The sequence below is a fragment of the Luteimonas abyssi genome, assembly GCF_001482195.1.
Classification (GTDB): Bacteria; Pseudomonadota; Gammaproteobacteria; order Xanthomonadales; family Xanthomonadaceae; genus Luteimonas; species Luteimonas abyssi.
On the sequence record NZ_KQ759763.1, the window covers coordinates 3,878,369 to 3,893,905 of the forward strand.

Below are 15,537 nucleotides of genomic sequence, written 5' to 3' on the forward strand. Positions count from 1 at the left end.
CGGCCGCGCTGAGGTCCTGCCCGTGAGCGTTCGGCCCGCGCCTGGCGCGTCGTCAGTCCCCCGTGGCCAACCGCAGCAGCCACGCCCAGGCCGGCAGGGTGAGCAGCGACAGCAAGATCCCGTAGCCCACCATCGCCGCGGCCAGGCGCGGGGCCAGGTTGTGCGAGATGGCCAGTGCGGCGGCGGTGATCATGGTCGGCATTGCCGATTCCAGCACGTTGGTTTCCAGCATCGGCGACGGCATCCGCAGTGTCGTCGACAGCGCCAGGGCGAGCGCCGGCATGATCGCCAGTTTGAGCGTCAGTCCGATCGCCAGCGGCGCGATCTCCTCGCGCGGAATGCGCAGGCGGATCGACAGGCCCACCGCCAGCATCACCAGCGGCAGCAACGCGTCGGCCAGCCGCTGCAGGCCGTCGGCGATCCAGCCCGGCGGGTGTTCCGGCATGAGGGTCAGCCCGACCGCCAGCGCCCACAGCGGCGGAAAGCGGAGGATTCGCGCGACGATCTCGCGCGCACCGGGCGGTGCGTCGCCGCTGTAGCGCGCCAGCACGAACAGGCCGAAGGTGGAGAGCAGCACGAACGTGCCGAACTGGTCGTAGACCACCGCGTACGGAAGCGCGTCGTCGCCCAGCAGGGCGCGCACCATCGGATAGCCGATGAAGCTGCTGTTGGCCAGCGCCACGCACAGCAGCAGCACCGCATAGGTCTCGCGCGACAGGCGCATGAGCCGCGCCAGCGGCCACAGCAGCGCCACGCTGGCGATCGCCAGCAGCCATGGCGTGAGCGCGATCCCCAGCAGCGCCGGCTCGAAGTGCAGCCGCGGGACGTAGATCAGCACCGCCGCGGGCAGGCAGATCGTCAGCACGATCCGGTTGAGCACCTCGGCCGCGCCGTCGGGCAGCACGCGGAAGCGGGCGAACAGCATGCCCAGCGCGAGCATCGCCAGGATCAGTGCGAACGCGTCGAAGGCCATCGCAGGGGGGAACGGATGAGGGGAGCGTCATGGTACGCCGGCCGCTGCAGCGCTCGCCGCGGATGGCGGGGTCATGAGTGCGCAACACACGAAAACGCCGCGGCAGGTGCCGCGGCGTCGGTGGTCCGGGGCCGGCGCGCATGACGATGCGCGCGCGGCCTCAGTCCTCCAGCGTCAGCAGCGAGGCGTTGCCGCCGGCGGCGGTGGTGTTGATCGTCACCACCTTCTCGGTCGCGAAGCGCGGCAGGTAGTGCGGGCCGCCGGCCTTGGGGCCGGTGCCGGACAGGCGCTGGCCGCCGAACGGCTGCACGCCGACCACCGCGCCGATCTGGTTGCGGTTGACGTAGACGTTGCCCACCCGCACCCGCGTCGCGATGCGCTCGGCGACGTCGTCGATGCGCGAATGCACGCCCAGGGTCAGGCCGTAGCCGGTGGCGTTGATCGACTCGATGACCTCGTCGAGGCGGTCGGCCTTCCAGCGGATGACGTGCAGCGCCGGGCCGAACTTCTCGTGGTCGAGCTGCGACAGCGATTCGAGTTCCCAGGCGCGCGGCAGGAAGAACGTGCCGTGCTGGACCTGTTCGGTCTCCGGTGCACAGGCGATCAGCTTCGCTTCGGCGTTCATGCGCTCGGCATGCTGCTCCAGCATCTGCACCGCCTCGTCGTCGATCACCGGGCCGACATCGGTCGACAGCTTGCCCGGATCGCCCACCCGCAGGCGCGCCATCGCCCCGGCCAGCATCTCGATCACCTTGTCGGCGATGTCTTCCTGCACGAACAGGATGCGCGCGGCCGAGCAGCGCTGGCCGGCCGAGGTGAAGGCGGACGCCATGACGTCCTTGACCAGTTGCTCGGGCAGGCAGGACGAATCGGCGATCAGCGCGTTCTGGCCGCCGGTCTCGGCGATCAGCGCGGCGATCGCGGCGTCGCGCCCGGCCAGGGTGCGGTTGATCGCGCGCGCGGTGAAGGTCGAGCCGGTGAACGCCACGCCGTCGACGCGCGGGTCCTTGGTCAGGCCGGCGCCGACGGTGCCGCCGTCGCCCGGCAGGAACTGCAGCACGTCGGTCGGTACGCCGGCCTCGTGCAGCAGTTTGATCGCGTAGTAGCCGTTGAGCGTGGTCTGCTCGGCCGGCTTGGCGATCACGCTGTTGCCGGCCGCCAGCGCCGCGGCGACCTGGCCGGTGAAGATCGCCAGCGGGAAGTTCCACGGGCTGATGCACACGAACACGCCGCGGCCGCTGTGCTGCAGGGTGTTGGTCTCGCCGGTCGGGCCGGGCAGGGGGTCGGGCGCGAACAGCGTGCGCGCCTGACCGGCGTAGTAGCGGAGGAAGTCGACCGCCTCGCGCACTTCGGCCACGCCGTCGGGGATGCTCTTGCCGGCCTCCTTGGTGCACAGCGCGATGAACTGCGGCATGCGCTGTTCCAGCAGGTCGGCGGCATGCTCCAGGATCGCGGCGCGCGACGCTGCCGGGGTCGCGTCCCAGCCCGGCTGCGCGGTCACGGCATTGGCCAGTGCGCGCTCCACGGTGGCCTCGTCGGCCGGCAGCCACTGGCCGACCTGCTCGCGGCGGTCGGCCGGATTGGTGACCGCGATCTGCAGCCCCGCCGGTTCGGCGCCGGGCACCAGCGGCGTCGCACGCCAGTCGGTGACTTCGGCGTACACCTGCTCGGCGAGCTGGCGCAGCTGGTCGTCGTTGGCGAGATTGACGCCCATGGAGTTGCTCCTGTCGTGGCCCTGGCTGCGGTAGAGGTCGACCGGCAGGGAAATGCGGGGGTGGGGAATGTGTTCGTAGCTCGAGACCAGCTCGACCGGATCCTGGATCAGCGCCTCGACCGGCACGTCCTCGTCGCTGATGCGGTTGACGAAGCTGGAGTTGGCGCCGTTCTCGAGCAGGCGGCGCACCAGGTAGGGCAGCAGATCCTCGTGGCTGCCGACCGGCGCGTAGACCCGGCACGGCACGCCGAGGCGGTCGGCGGGAATCACCTCGGCGTAGAGGTCGTCGCCCATGCCGTGCAGCTTCTGGAACTCGTACGGAGTGGTGCGCGTGCGCACCAGCGCCGGCAGGTAAAGCGACGCCATCCGGTGCACCGCGGCGATCGTGTGCGCGTTGTGGGTGGCGAACATCGGATAGACCGTGTCGGCCGCTTCCAGCAGCTTGCGCGCGTTGGCGAGGTAGCTCACGTCGGTGTTCGGCTTGCGGGTGAACACCGGGTAGTCCGGGTGGCCCTCGACCTGGGCGCGCTTGACCTCGGTGTCCCAGTACGCGCCTTTCACCAGGCGAACCGGAATCCGGCGGCCGCGGCTTCGGGCCAGGTCGACGATCCAGTCGATCACCTGCGGCGCGCGCTTCTGGTAGGCCTGCACGACGATGCCGAAGCCCTCCCAGCCTTCCAGCGACGGATCGCGGAAGACCTGGTCGATCAGGTCGAGCGAGAGTTCGAGCCGGTCGGCTTCCTCGGCGTCGATGGTCAGGCCGATGTCCTGCGCCTTGGCCCGCTGCGCCAGCGACAGCAGGGCGGGGCCGAGCTCGGCGAGCACGTTGCCGCGCTGGGCGTGCTCGTAGCGCGGATGCAGCGCGGACAGCTTCACCGAGATGGACGGCGCATCGAAGATCGCGTCCGCGCCGCTGCCACGCGGGCGTTGCGGATGGCTGCCGATGGCGTCGATGGCGTTGCGGTAGGCCTCGAGGTATCGCGCGGCGTCGGCGTCGGTCAGCGCGGCCTCGCCCAGCATGTCGAACGAGTAGCGATAGCTCGCGTTGGCGCCCTTGCGGCTGCGGCCGAGGGCCTCGCCGATGGTGCGGCCCATCACGAACTGGTGGCCCATGATCCGCATCGCCTGGAGGGTGGCCAGGCGGATCACCGGCTCGCCGACGCGGCCGATCAGGCGCTTGAACGCGCCGTGCGCATCGCGCTTGGTCTCGTCGGCCAGGTTGACCACGCGACCGGTCAGCATCAGCCCCCAGGTCGACGCGTTGACCAGCACCGAATCGGATTGCCCCAGGTGCTTCTTCCAGTCGGCGTCGCCGAGCTTGTCGCGGATCAGGCGGTCGGCGGTGACATCGTCGGGGATGCGCAGCAGCGCCTCGGCCACCGACATCAGCAGCACGCCTTCCTCGCTGCTGAGGTCGTACTGCTGCATGAAGGCCTCGATCGCGCCCTGGTGGCGCGCGCGCTCTCGCACGCGTCCGACCAGATCGGCCGCGGTCGCCTGAATCGCGGCGCGGTCGGCCGCGGGCAGGCGGGCGCGTTCCAGCAGCGTGCGGACGTGGGTGGCTTCGTCGCGGATCCATCCGGCGGTGATGGCCGCGCGCGGGGCGGGGGGCGGCGCGGGGAGCTCTGAATAAAGGATGTCGGGCACGAAAAACAACCGCCGGTGCTGGAAAACCGGCGATTCTAGGGCCTGGACGGGGGCTGGGGACAGGTGCCGGACGCAGGGGGCGGCATCCGCGCCCGGGCCGCGCAACGCCGCGGCTTTTCACATGCGGGCAGCGGCGCCGATGCGCGAGCCCGGCATGGCGCCGTTCCGGGCTCGGACCGGCGTGAACGCCATCGGTTCCCGCCTCCTGCCGCCCCGGCGGAAAACCCCGCGGCATCGGAAAGCGGGCATTCAGCTTGCCGCCCGGGACCACCGGCCGCTACCATCCCCAAGCTGCCCGTAGTACGCCGCCGCCCCTACGCAAGCCCCGGTCGTCACGTGGGGATGGGAACCGGATGCGCGTGCCGCCAGCCATCCGCCATCCAGGCATTCGGGGTTCCAACGTGATCCAAGCCGGTCGCTCCACATCTCGGGCCAAGCGCCTCGCCATCGCCGCGTCCGTTCTGCTCGCGCCCGCCAGCGCGTTCGCCCAGTCCGCCGACCCGCATCGCTGGCAGCTCAATATGGGGCGCGGTGTCACCACCACCGCCCAGCACGCCTACGACGCGCACATGTTCGCGCTGTGGGTCTGCGTGGCGATCGGCATCATCGTGTTCGGCGCGATGGCCTACGCGATGTTCGCTTTCCGCAAGTCCAAGGGCGCGGTGGCGGCGCAGTTCAGCCACAACACCACCGCCGAGATCATCTGGACGGTGGTGCCGGTGATCCTGCTGGTGATCATGGCGGTGCCGGCGACGCAGAAGCTGATCGCGATGTACGACACCCGCGATTCCGAGATGACCGTCAAGGTCACCGGCTTCCAGTGGATGTGGACCTACGAGTACATGGGCGAGGACGTCACCATCGCCAGCCGCCTGGATCGCGAGAGCGACCGGTTGCGCCAGAACCGCGCCACGACGCGCGAGGAGCTCGAGGCCCACGGCAACTACCTGCTCGAGGTCGACAACGAACTGGTGCTGCCGACCGACACCAAGGTCCGCTTCGTGATCACCGCCGACGACGTCATCCACTCCTGGTGGGTGCCGGCGCTGGGCTGGAAGCAGGACGCGATCCCCGGCATCGTCAACGAGGCCTGGACCGAGATCACCGAGCCCGGCGTGTACCGCGGCCAGTGTGCCGAGCTCTGCGGCAAGGACCATGGGTTCATGCCGATCGTCGTGCGGGCCGTGCCGCGCGACGAGTTCGATGCCTGGCTGGCGGCGGAGAAGGCGGGCGATGCGCCCGCCGAGGACGCCCCGGCCGCCGCCGCGTCCGAAAGCGCGCCGGCTGCGGCCGACGACGCGCCCGCGAGCGCCCTGAACGGCAGCGATCAGACTGCTCCCTCGACCGCCGCGCCCGTCGCCGGCTGATCGTTCCCCAAGCATTCCAGGCAGACGACATGTCCACGCATACCGGTACCGCCGATCACACCACCGACGAGCACGGCCACAAGCAGGGCTTCGTCGAGCGCTGGTTCTTCTCGACCAACCACAAGGACATCGGCACGCTCTACCTGCTGTTCTCCTTCGTCATGTTCATCATCGGCGCGGCGATGAGCGTGGTCATCCGCACCGAACTGGCGGTGCCCGGGTTGCAGCACGTCAGCCCCGAGTTCTTCAACCAGATGACCACCATGCACGCGCTGGTGATGATCTTCGGCGGCGTGATGCCGGCCTTCGTCGGCCTGGCCAACTGGATGATCCCGCTGCAGATCGGCGCGCCGGACATGGCGCTGCCGCGCATGAACAACTGGTCGTTCTGGATCCTGCCGTTCGCCTTCAGCATGCTGCTGATGACGCTGTTCCTGCCCGGCGGCGGTCCGGCCAGCGGCTGGACGCTCTACCCGCCGCTGTCGTTGCAGGGCGGCAACAGCGTGGCCTTCACCATCTTCGCCATCCACATGATGGGCATCAGCTCGATCATGGGCGCGATCAACGTCATCGCCACCATCCTCAACATGCGCGCCCCGGGCGTGGACCTGCTGAAGATGCCGATCTTCTGCTGGGCGTGGCTGATCACCGCGTTCCTGCTGATCGCGGTGATGCCGGTGCTGGCCGGCGCGGTGACCATGCTGCTGACCGACAAGTTCTTCGGCACCAGCTTCTTCTACGCCGCCGGCGGCGGCGACCCGGTGATGTACCAGCACATCTTCTGGTTCTTCGGCCATCCCGAGGTCTACATCATGATCCTGCCGGCGTTCGGCGTGGTCTCGGAGATCCTGCCGACCTTCAGCCGCAAGCCGCTGTTCGGCTACCAGGCGATGGTCTACGCCACCGCGGCGATCGCGTTCCTGTCGTTCATCGTGTGGGCGCACCACATGTTCACGGTGGGCATGCCGCTGGGCGGCGAGATCTACTTCATGTTCGCCACCATGCTCATCGCCATCCCCACCGGGGTGAAGGTGTTCAACTGGGTGTCGACGATGTGGCGCGGCTCGATCTCGTTCGAGGCGCCGATGCTGTGGTCGATCGCCTTCGTGATCCTGTTCACCATCGGCGGCTTCTCCGGCCTGATGCTGGCGATCGTGCCGGCCGACTTCCAGTACCACGACACCTACTTCGTCGTGGCGCACTTCCACTACGTGCTGGTGACCGGCGCGCTGTTCGGCATCATCGCCGCGGTCTACTACTGGTGGCCGAAGTGGAGCGGCCGGATGTATAACGAGTTCTGGGCCAAGGTCCACTTCTGGTGGAGCGTGGTGTTCGTCAACGTGCTGTTCTTCCCGCAGCACTTCCTCGGCCTGGCCGGCATGCCGCGCCGCATCCCGGACTACAACGTCGTGTTCGCGGACTGGAACCTGATCAGTTCGATCGGCGCGTTCGGCATGTTCGCCACGCCGTTCATGATGTTCGCCATCCTGTTCCATTCGCTGAAGAAGGGCGCGCCCGCCGCCGCCCGTTCGTGGGAGGGCGCGCGCGGTCTGGAGTGGACGGTGCCGTCGCCGGCCCCGCACCACACCTTCGCCACCCCGCCGGTGATCCGCCCGGGCGACCTGGCCCACGGCGACGTCGACCATCTCGACTACGACGAGAGCAGCGCGCACCAGGACACCGCCGGCCACACCAATGCCCGAAAGGCCTGACCCGAAGATGGACGCCGTGCGCAACGACGCCAACCGGCGCCGGGCCCGGCGCACCGCGCTCGTGATCGGCGCGATCGCGGTGGCCATCTATGTCGCCTTCATCCTGTCGGGAGTGATCGGTCGATGAGCGCGCGCAAGTCCGATGTGGTCAAGCTGGTCGGCATCGCCATCGCGGCGTTCGCCTTCACCTTCTCGCTGGTGCCGATGTACCGCATCGCCTGCGAGAAGGTGTTCGGCATCCGCCTGGACGGCACCGCCGCGGCCGAACCCGTGGGTGCGGCGGCCACGGCGCCGATCGAAGAGCGCTGGGTGACGGTGGAGTTCGACGCCAGCGTCAACTCGCGCCTGCCGTGGTCGTTCCGGCCCAACGAGACCACCATGCGGGTGCAGGTGGGCGAGATCTACGAGACCACCTACTACGCGCACAACGACAGCGTCGCCCCGATCGTCGGCAGCGCCACGCCCTCGGTGGCGCCGGCGCGTGCATCGGGCTACTTCCAGAAGACCGAGTGTTTCTGTTTCACCCTGCAGACCCTGCAGGCCGGCGAGACCCGCGACATGCCGGTACGCTTCATCGTCGATCCGGCGTTGCCGGCCGACGTGAACACGGTGACCCTGTCCTACACCTTCTACAAGAACGACCTCGCCACCGATCGCCTGGCACGGGCGCCTGCCGCAGGTGCGGCCGGCGCATCGCGCGCGGCACGCTGACGCGCTTTCCCGTACTTTCCATTTCCACGTACCGCCTCACAGACGGAACCCAGCATGGCCCACGAAGCCCCCAACCCGAATACGCACGACGACATCTACTTCGTGCCGCACGACAGCAAGTGGCCGCTGTTCGCATCGGTGGCGCTGTTCGTGGCCATGCTCGGCCTGGCATCGTGGTTCAACGACGCCTCGTGGGGGATGACCACGTTCTTCGTCGGCATCGCCGGGCTGGCGGTGATCCTGTTCAAGTGGTTCGCCGACGTGGTGCTCGAATCGGTGTCGGGCTACTACAACAAGCAGGTCGACGTGTCGTTCCGGATGGGGATGGTGTGGTTCATCTTCTCCGAGATCATGTTCTTCGCCGCGTTCTTCGGTGCGTTGTTCTACGCGCGCACGCTGGCGTTGCCGTGGCTGGGCGGCGAAGGTTCCGGCCTGTCGACCAACGAGTTCCTGTGGGGCGGCTTCAGCGCCGCCTGGCCGAGCGCGGGCCCCGGCGACATCGGCGGCGGTTTCCAGACCATTCCGGCCTGGGGCCTGCCGCTGCTCAACACGCTGATCCTGCTGACCTCCGGCGTGACGCTCACCATCGCCCACCATGCGCTGACCGCCGGCCAGCGGACCAAGTTGCTGTGGTTCCTGGGCCTGACCGTGGTACTGGGCTGCGTGTTCCTGTTCTTCCAGATCGAGGAATACGTCCATGCCTACCGCGACCTCAACCTGACGCTGGGCTCGGGCATCTACGGCTCGACGTTCTTCATGCTCACCGGCTTCCACGGCGTCCACGTGGCGCTGGGCACGTTCATGCTGATCGTGATCTGGTTCCGCTGCTACCGGGGCCATTTCACCCGCGAGAATCACTTCGCCTTCGAGGCGGTGGCCTGGTACTGGCACTTCGTCGACGTGGTCTGGCTGGGCTTGTTCCTGTTCGTCTACGTGGTCTGAGGCGGGCCCGTCCTGCTCCTGCATGTGGGAGCAGGTGTCCCCGAACGGGGCGGATGAGGGCGGTGTTCGCGCGCGTACGCGCTTGAAACGTAGGTGATCGGATCGAGCGTGGACGCCGTCGGCATCCGGTTCGCCGCTTCGAAGACGACCTGGCGCGATGCTGTACCGTTGTCGGCGGTGGTCCCCTGCGCGCATGCGGTTGCCGTCCATGGCGTCGCTTCGGACCGTCCGGCCCGGCCATCCATGGCCGGGCGCTCACTCATCCCCCGATGCCGTGCGGCTGGATCCAGCCCATCCAGATCGCCAGCATCACCAGCAGGATCAGCGCCACCGACAGCGCGATGCGGCGCGTGAGCGCATTGACGGTGCGCTTGGTCCTGCCCTTGTCGACGAGCATGTAGTACAGCCCCGCACCCAGGTTCCACAGGATGAGTATCAGGAAAGCGACGATCAGCAGCGTTTTCAGCGAATCGTTCACGGCAGTGGTCTCCGGCGCGGACGGCACATGAGCGGATTATCGCAGCTGCCGGAGGCCGGGCGGTGAGGGCGGGCCGCGGGCGGGCGCTCGCCGTCGGCTGGAGTGCGGCCCTGGTCGCGATCCTGGTGTTCGTGTCGCTCGGCACCTGGCAGTTGGGGCGCCAGCAGCACAAGCAGGCGCTGCTCGACGCGTCGACCCGGGTGCTGCAGGCGCGTGCCGCAGTGCCCCTCGAGTCGGCTGCCGATGTCGCGCGGCAGCGCGAATACGACTGGAGCGCGGGCGCGGGACGGTTCGCGGATGCGCCGGCGATCCTGCTCGACAACCAGCAGCGCCACGGTCGCGCCGGGGTCAGGGTCTACCGGGCGTTCCTGCCCGACGCCTCCGATGCCGTTCCGGTGCTGGTGGAGCTCGGCTGGGTGCCGATGCCGCCGAACCGGCAGTTGCCCGCGATCGGGGCCGCTCCGGCCTGGGCCGATGTCCAGGGACTGCTGGCCCCGCCCCCTGCGGCGGGCCTGGCCGCGCCGGCCATCCAGCCGCAGCCCGATGGCAGCCTGATGCTGCTGGCGCTCGACACCGGGGCCGTGCGCGAGGCGTTGGGCCTGCCGGCGCTGGCGCCGCGGGTGCTGCGCGCGGATCCGGAACTGCAGGGAGGGTACCCGCGCGACCTGGAAATCCTGGCCAACACGTTGCCGCCCGAGCGACACCTGGGGTACGCGGTGCAGTGGTACGGTTTCGCCGCCGTGACCCTGGCCATCGCCCTGATCCTGACCCTGCGCCGGCCCCGTCGACGATCCGCTTCCTGATCCCGTCGGACGAGCGTCACCGCTGCGCCCGTCCTTTATGAGCCCACTTCGTCCATGACCACACCCGTGCCTGCCGCTACCTCCCAGCGCAACCGCAACCGGCTGCTGCTGATCCTGATCGCCGTGATTTTCCTCGGCAGCGCGCTGGTGGCCGGCACCCTGCGTCTCTCGGGATGGCGGCCGGACGGCCTGCGCAATCACGGCGAACTGTTGGCGCCGCCGGCCGACCTGCGTGCGTTGACGCCGCATACCGCCGATGGCGCGCCGTATGTCTGGGCGCCCATCGCACGGACCTGGCGTATCGCCCTGGCGCCGCCCGCGGATTGCACGGACGCGTGCGTCACGCTGTCGGCCGATCTCGACAAGGTCTGGCAGTTGTTCGGTCGCGAGGCCGATCGTGTCCACATCCTGTGGATGGGCGAGCCGCCGGCCGGCGCCACCCGCGACCGCGCGTTGCGCGTGCTGGCCGAGGATCCCGCGCTGCGTGCGGCGCTGCCGCGCAGCGACGACCCGGCCGGCGTGCCCGTGTACGTGATCGATCCGAACGGCTTCGTCATACTGCGCTACCCTCCCGGCTTCGATCCGGGCCACCTGCGCGCGGACATGTCCCGCCTGCTCAAGCTGAAGTGAGCCGCCACGCGGTCCGCGGTCCCGTCCGCACCGGCGCGGCGGCCGCGACCACGACGAATCCACGATGACGCCTTCCACCGGCCCCACCACCTCCGCTCCGCCCAGCCGTCCGCCCGGATCGCGTCCGACGCTGTACCGGCATTTCCACCGGATCGCCTGGTTCTCGGTGGCGCTGACGTTGATCGTGGTGATCTTCGGCGCCTTCGTGCGCTTGTCCGATGCGGGCCTGAGCTGCCCCGACTGGCCGACCTGCTACGGCCGGGCGGCGTGGCCCACCGCGCCCGAACAGGTCACCGGACACGCCGCGACCGACATCCGTCCGCTGGAAACCCACAAGGCCTGGCGCGAGCAGGTGCACCGCCACATCGCCGCGATCCTCGGCGTGCTGACCTTGAGCCTGGCCCTGCTGGCCGCGCGCAAGCGGCGCTACGGCATCGCACAGATCCTCGGTGCGTCGATCCTGGTGGCCGCGGCGATTCCGGTCTACATGAGCGGGCACCAGCTCGAAGCGCTCGCGATCGCCGCGCTCGGCGAGGCGATTCTGGTGTTCGCCGCATTGCGCTGGTCCAACATCGATCTGGCGCGTGCCGCGGCCCTGACCCTGGCGGTGATCATCTTCCAGGCCCTGCTGGGCAAATGGACGGTGACGATGCTGCTCAAGCCGGTCATCGTCATGGGCCACCTGCTCGGCGGCCTGCTGACGTTCTCGCTGCTGACCTGGATGGCGTGGCGCGCCACCCACCTGCCGATCCGGCTGGCGGGCGCACGCGCGTTGCGGATGTTGCTGTGGAGCGCGCTGGGCGTGCTGGTGGTGCAGATCGCGCTCGGCGGCTGGGTCAGCGCCAACTACGCGGCACTGGCCTGCGGGGGCGGTGGCTGGACCACGGCGTCGCACCATTACATCGATTTCCCGCAATGCGTCGGCCAGTGGTGGCCCCCGTCCGACTTCCGCGAGGGCTTCGTGCTCTGGCGCGGGGTCGGCGTGGACTACGAGGGCGGCATCCTCGACGGCCAGGCGCGCATCGCCATCCAGATGGCGCATCGCCTCTTCGCCATGGTCGCCTTCGGCGTGCTGATGGCGCTGGCGGTGCGGTTGCTGCGCACGCCCGGGCTGCGTGGTTGGGGCACCGCGTTGACGGTGTTGACCGTGGGCCAGGTCGCGCTGGGCATCCTCAACGTCAAGCTGGCGTTGCCGCTGTCGGTGGCGGTGATGCACAACGGTGGCGCGGCGCTGCTGCTGTTCGTGATCGTGTCGTTGCTGGCGCGCGTGCAGCCGGCGGATGTGGGCAACGGCGTCCGCGATCCTGCCGTGGCCGTGTCGCCGCCGCCCGCGCCCGTCATGCCGTCCGCGCACTGACATGGCCGTCCCGCTCGCCCCCTACTGGGAGCTGACCAAGCCGCGCGTGGTGGCGCTGATCGTGTTCACCGCGCTGGTGGGCATGTTCCTCGCCGTGCCCGGGCTGCCGCCGCTGCGCGAATCGGTCGCCGGCATGCTCGGCATCTGGCTGGCGGCGTCGTCCGCGGCGGCGATCAACCACCTCATCGACCAGCGCATCGACCGGATCATGGCGCGCACCGCGCATCGACCGCTCGCCACCGGCGCGCTGCGGCCGGTGCAGGTGCTGGTCTTCGCCGTGGCGCTGGGCCTGGCTTCGATGCTGATCCTGGTGCTGCTGGTCAACACGCTGACCGCCGTGCTGACCTTCTTCGCGCTGATCGGCTACGCGATCGTCTACACCGGCTTCCTCAAGCGGGCGACGCCGCAGAACATCGTCATCGGCGGGCTGGCCGGCGCGGCGCCGCCGGCGCTGGGCTGGGCGGCGATCACCGGCACGCTCGATCCGTACGCGCTGCTGCTGGTGCTGATCATCTTCGTGTGGACGCCGCCGCACTTCTGGGCGCTGGCGATCTTCCGCCGCGACGATTACGCGCGCGCGCTGATCCCGATGCTGCCGGTCACCCACGGCGTGACCTACACGCGCTGGCAGATCCTGTTCTATACGGTGCTGTTGCTGGTGGCCACGGTGCTGCCGTGGGCCACCGGCATGAGCGGGCTGTTCTACCTGGGCGGCGCGCTGGTGCTGGGCGGCGTGTTCCTGTGGTACGCATGGCGTCTGCTGGATCCGCCCGACGAGTTCTTCGCGATGCGGGTCTTCAATTATTCGGTGGTCTACCTGATGGCGCTGTTCGCGTTCCTGCTGGTCGACCACTGGGTGCAGCCGTGGCTGGCGCCATCGCCGCTGCTGGATTTCCAGCGCATCGGTTGAGTCAACGGGCGCCGCTCCGGCGCGTGTGGCGTCCTGTCGCTGGCGGAAGAACAGATCCCGAGTTCGGGATCGCCCGATCGGAGGGGGAAAGGCCGGCAAGGACGCGAAGCGTCGTTGCGGTAGCGCCGGGGGCGCCTGCGCCCCGAATGCGAATGTCCGTCGGCGACGGCCCCACGGTCGCCGCCTCGCTGATTTTTCATTCGGCGGCTAGCTACGCCCGACGTGCCGGCGTTCGCGGTCGTTCGATAGGCGATTGCCGACGCGGCACGGCTGCTCTTCGTAGTCTGCCCGCCGCGATGGGGCCCGTCAGGTCACGGCGACTCGGCAGCAGGGCGTGCGCGCTCGGCGATCTCGAGCACGTTGTCGGGCCCGATGTCCCAGCGGTCCGGCGCGTCGTACTCGAAATCCACGGCGAAGCGACCGGTGTCGCGACGGATCTTCATGACACAGGCGCTCCACGGCGCCTTGTCGGCGACCCGGGTGGCGGCGCGCAGTGCATCGAAGCGTTCGCCCAGCAGTGCGGCACCGTCGGGCGTGGCCGGCTCGGGCGCGGCGTCGTCGCGATAGCGGAAGCCACTGAGCCGCCGGCTCCCGTCGGCATACGACGCGATCAGTGCGTAGCCGTCCCACGGCGCCGCATCGACGCCCGGATCGCTGGCGATCAGGCGGCCGATGTCCATGATCAACGCGTTCTTGTCCATCGCCGCAGGATATCAGCCGATGTCGTCGATCATCGCGTCCATGTCCCGGCGCGAGATGCTGTCGAACAGTTGGCCGGCGGCGTTGTCGAACACCGTCACCACCGGGTCGTACACGAGGCCGCCACTGACGGGGTCGGTCACCGAGTAGTCCACCGTCACCTGATCGGGGCGCAGCGCGCCGTCGGGCGTCAGCGCGATGCTGATGTCGACATCCATGCCGGCATCCAGCCAGTCGGCCCACTCCTGTTCCATGCGGGCGTAGGCGCCGGTATTGAAGTTGCCGTTCTGCGGGAACATGTTCACCGGCCCGTGCCCGTGCACGAACCGGTAGGCGAAGATGTGGCCGGTGTGCTCGGTGCCGTCGAGGCCGTTGTCGACACGGAACTGCGATTGCGCGCGATTCTCCACCGTGTCGGTGTCGCGCATGCTGCTGCTGCCGGGCAGCCAGGTCAGTGTGCCTTCGGCGTGCAGCGGACGGCCCTGGTCGTCGAAGGTCCAGGTGACGTCGTTGACTTCGCCGCTGGTCACATCGGTCACCAGCGCGTTGATGCTGCCCGGCGAGACCGTCTCGCGGGTGCCGACGGTGCCGTCGGGCAGGGTGCCGGTGACCAGCAGGTGATTGAGGGCCGCGCGCTGGTCGGGATGATCGGGATCGCGCTGGACCAGCGTGTGCACGCTGAAATCCTGTCGGTCCAGTGTCTGCGAGCCGGGGCCGTGTACGGTCGGTGCGTCGAACACGTGCGCGGCACCCGACATCACCCGCAGTTCGGCCTCGGGCCGGGCCTTGGTTTCCGTGGTCTTGGCCATCACCAGGCGCACGTCGTCGATGGCGTCCAGGCCGTTGGCTTCGGCCAACTGCGCGAAGGCGGTTTCGAACGGCGTACCGACCTGATCGGCGCCGTGCAGCGAGATCCGGCTGCCGGGCGGCCAGGTGGCCGGATCGAGCGGATTGAGTGCCTGCATGGCCTCGGGCGTCGCGGCCGCACGTGGCAGATCGGCGTGATACGCCACCTGGACCGGATCGCCGGTATGGCCGGGGGCGGCAGCGGTCACCTCGGTGTCGCCGCGATACGTGGTGCGTTGCCCGCTGCTGGCCTCGTCGCGGATCCGGGTCGATGCCGGGTCGTGATCGAACGTCACATCGCGGCCTTCGGCCGCCACCAGGGCCGGATCGAAACTGCGCTCGGGCGCCTGACCGCGCGCGAGCAGCGCGGCCAGCCAGTCGGGCGTGGAGTCGGGCGGGCGGAGCGCGTCGATCGTCATGGGGGCGATGGCGGTCTGCGGCGTGCGGCGACGCCGTTTCGTCGACTGTAGGAGATGAACGCGCGCGGCGGCATTAGGGCCGACCCGAGGTGCGGCGAGTGTGCCGGGACGTCTCAGCTCCTCTCCTAAATGAGAGGGCAGAACGAAAGCGGATGAGTGTGTGGGCTTCGGGGAGCGCGTCGCCGCAGCCGGGGCATGCTCCTCGGCTCGGTCAAACATCCATGTTTGACTCGCCGCCGCAGGCCATCCCTGGCCTGCTCTCCGCATACCCCGGCCGCGACGCCGCATCGGCCAGTCGCTGGCGCCGCTTCTTCTCGCCGAAGCGCCGA

The 15,537-nt window shown here is 69.3% G+C and carries 12 protein-coding genes and 1 pseudogene; 8 read left to right on the plus strand and 5 right to left on the minus strand.

The features are described from left to right. Nucleotides 1–52: 52 nt before the first annotated feature. Together RG19_RS16640 and putA are read right to left on the minus strand one after the other, a co-directional pair. Complete coding sequence (locus RG19_RS16640) at nt 53–973, minus strand: AEC family transporter (RefSeq protein ID WP_058836247.1); 921 nt, start codon at nt 971–973, stop codon at nt 53–55. A gap of 160 nt (nt 974–1,133) precedes the next feature. Further along, nucleotides 1,134–4,325: a bifunctional proline dehydrogenase/L-glutamate gamma-semialdehyde dehydrogenase PutA gene (gene putA / locus RG19_RS16645; RefSeq protein ID WP_058836704.1), complete on the minus strand. Its 3,192-nt coding sequence runs from the start codon at nt 4,323–4,325 to the stop codon at nt 1,134–1,136. Between the two features lie 410 nt (nt 4,326–4,735). Between putA and coxB the strand changes: the two genes are divergently transcribed. The 4 genes and pseudogenes from coxB (at nt 4,736) to RG19_RS16665 (ending at nt 9,066) form a co-directional block, all read left to right on the plus strand. Continuing rightward, nucleotides 4,736–5,701: a cytochrome c oxidase subunit II gene (gene coxB / locus RG19_RS16650; protein ID WP_238376664.1), complete on the plus strand. Its 966-nt coding sequence runs from the start codon at nt 4,736–4,738 to the stop codon at nt 5,699–5,701. A 29-nt stretch (nt 5,702–5,730) separates the two neighbouring features. Beyond that, nucleotides 5,731–7,347 (plus strand): annotated as a pseudogene (ctaD, locus tag RG19_RS16655) (cytochrome c oxidase subunit I); the annotation flags it as partial. Nucleotides 7,348–7,536: 189 nt separating this feature from the next. After that, nucleotides 7,537–8,124, plus strand: coding sequence for a cytochrome c oxidase assembly protein (locus tag RG19_RS16660; RefSeq protein WP_058836249.1), 588 nt, complete (start codon nt 7,537–7,539; stop codon nt 8,122–8,124). Between the two features lie 54 nt (nt 8,125–8,178). Continuing rightward, nucleotides 8,179–9,066 carry a cytochrome c oxidase subunit 3 gene (locus tag RG19_RS16665; protein WP_058836250.1) on the plus strand — a complete coding sequence of 296 codons (888 nt, stop codon included), beginning with the start codon at nt 8,179–8,181 and terminating at the stop codon, nt 9,064–9,066. A 259-nt stretch (nt 9,067–9,325) separates the two neighbouring features. Here RG19_RS16665 and RG19_RS16670 read toward each other — a convergent pair whose 3' ends face one another. Then, nucleotides 9,326–9,544, minus strand: a complete 219-nt coding sequence (locus RG19_RS16670) for a twin transmembrane helix small protein (protein ID WP_058836705.1) — start codon at nt 9,542–9,544, stop codon at nt 9,326–9,328. A 62-nt stretch (nt 9,545–9,606) separates the two neighbouring features. On the opposite strand from RG19_RS16670, the gene RG19_RS16675 reads away from it, so the two are divergent. The 4 genes from RG19_RS16675 to cyoE all read left to right on the plus strand — a co-directional run bounded on the left by RG19_RS16675 (nt 9,607) and on the right by cyoE (nt 13,244). Continuing rightward, nucleotides 9,607–10,347: an SURF1 family protein gene (locus tag RG19_RS16675; protein WP_082672749.1), complete on the plus strand. Its 741-nt coding sequence runs from the start codon at nt 9,607–9,609 to the stop codon at nt 10,345–10,347. 54 nt (nt 10,348–10,401) lie between these two features. Further along, the gene (locus RG19_RS16680) at nt 10,402–10,977 is read left to right on the plus strand and encodes a hypothetical protein (RefSeq protein WP_058836251.1); all 576 of its coding nucleotides are present in this window, start codon (nt 10,402–10,404) and stop codon (nt 10,975–10,977) included. A 64-nt stretch (nt 10,978–11,041) separates the two neighbouring features. Continuing rightward, a complete protein-coding gene (locus RG19_RS16685) occupies nt 11,042–12,334 on the plus strand; it encodes a COX15/CtaA family protein (RefSeq protein WP_058836252.1) in 1,293 nt (430 codons plus the stop codon). Between the two features lies 1 nt (nt 12,335). Next, nucleotides 12,336–13,244, plus strand: coding sequence for a heme o synthase (gene cyoE / locus RG19_RS16690; protein ID WP_058836253.1), 909 nt, complete (start codon nt 12,336–12,338; stop codon nt 13,242–13,244). A gap of 311 nt (nt 13,245–13,555) precedes the next feature. Here cyoE and RG19_RS16695 read toward each other — a convergent pair whose 3' ends face one another. Continuing rightward, nucleotides 13,556–13,945: a hypothetical protein gene (locus tag RG19_RS16695; RefSeq protein WP_058836254.1), complete on the minus strand. Its 390-nt coding sequence runs from the start codon at nt 13,943–13,945 to the stop codon at nt 13,556–13,558. A 12-nt stretch (nt 13,946–13,957) separates the two neighbouring features. Then, a complete protein-coding gene (locus RG19_RS16700) occupies nt 13,958–15,208 on the minus strand; it encodes a DNA/RNA non-specific endonuclease (protein ID WP_058836255.1) in 1,251 nt (416 codons plus the stop codon). Nucleotides 15,209–15,537 lie beyond the last annotated feature (329 nt).

Coding starts and splice junctions, on each gene's coding strand:
- RG19_RS16700 (WP_058836255.1), bottom strand. CDS start 15,208: ATGACGATCGACGCGCTCCGCCCGCCCGACTCCACGCCCGACTGGCTG.
- RG19_RS16660 (WP_058836249.1), top strand. CDS start 7,537: ATGAGCGCGCGCAAGTCCGATGTGGTCAAGCTGGTCGGCATCGCCATC.
- RG19_RS16695 (WP_058836254.1), bottom strand. CDS start 13,945: ATGGACAAGAACGCGTTGATCATGGACATCGGCCGCCTGATCGCCAGC.
- RG19_RS16685 (WP_058836252.1), top strand. CDS start 11,042: ATGACGCCTTCCACCGGCCCCACCACCTCCGCTCCGCCCAGCCGTCCG.
- cyoE (WP_058836253.1), top strand. CDS start 12,336: ATGGCCGTCCCGCTCGCCCCCTACTGGGAGCTGACCAAGCCGCGCGTG.
- RG19_RS16640 (WP_058836247.1), bottom strand. CDS start 973: ATGGCCTTCGACGCGTTCGCACTGATCCTGGCGATGCTCGCGCTGGGC.
- RG19_RS16680 (WP_058836251.1), top strand. CDS start 10,402: ATGACCACACCCGTGCCTGCCGCTACCTCCCAGCGCAACCGCAACCGG.
- RG19_RS16665 (WP_058836250.1), top strand. CDS start 8,179: ATGGCCCACGAAGCCCCCAACCCGAATACGCACGACGACATCTACTTC.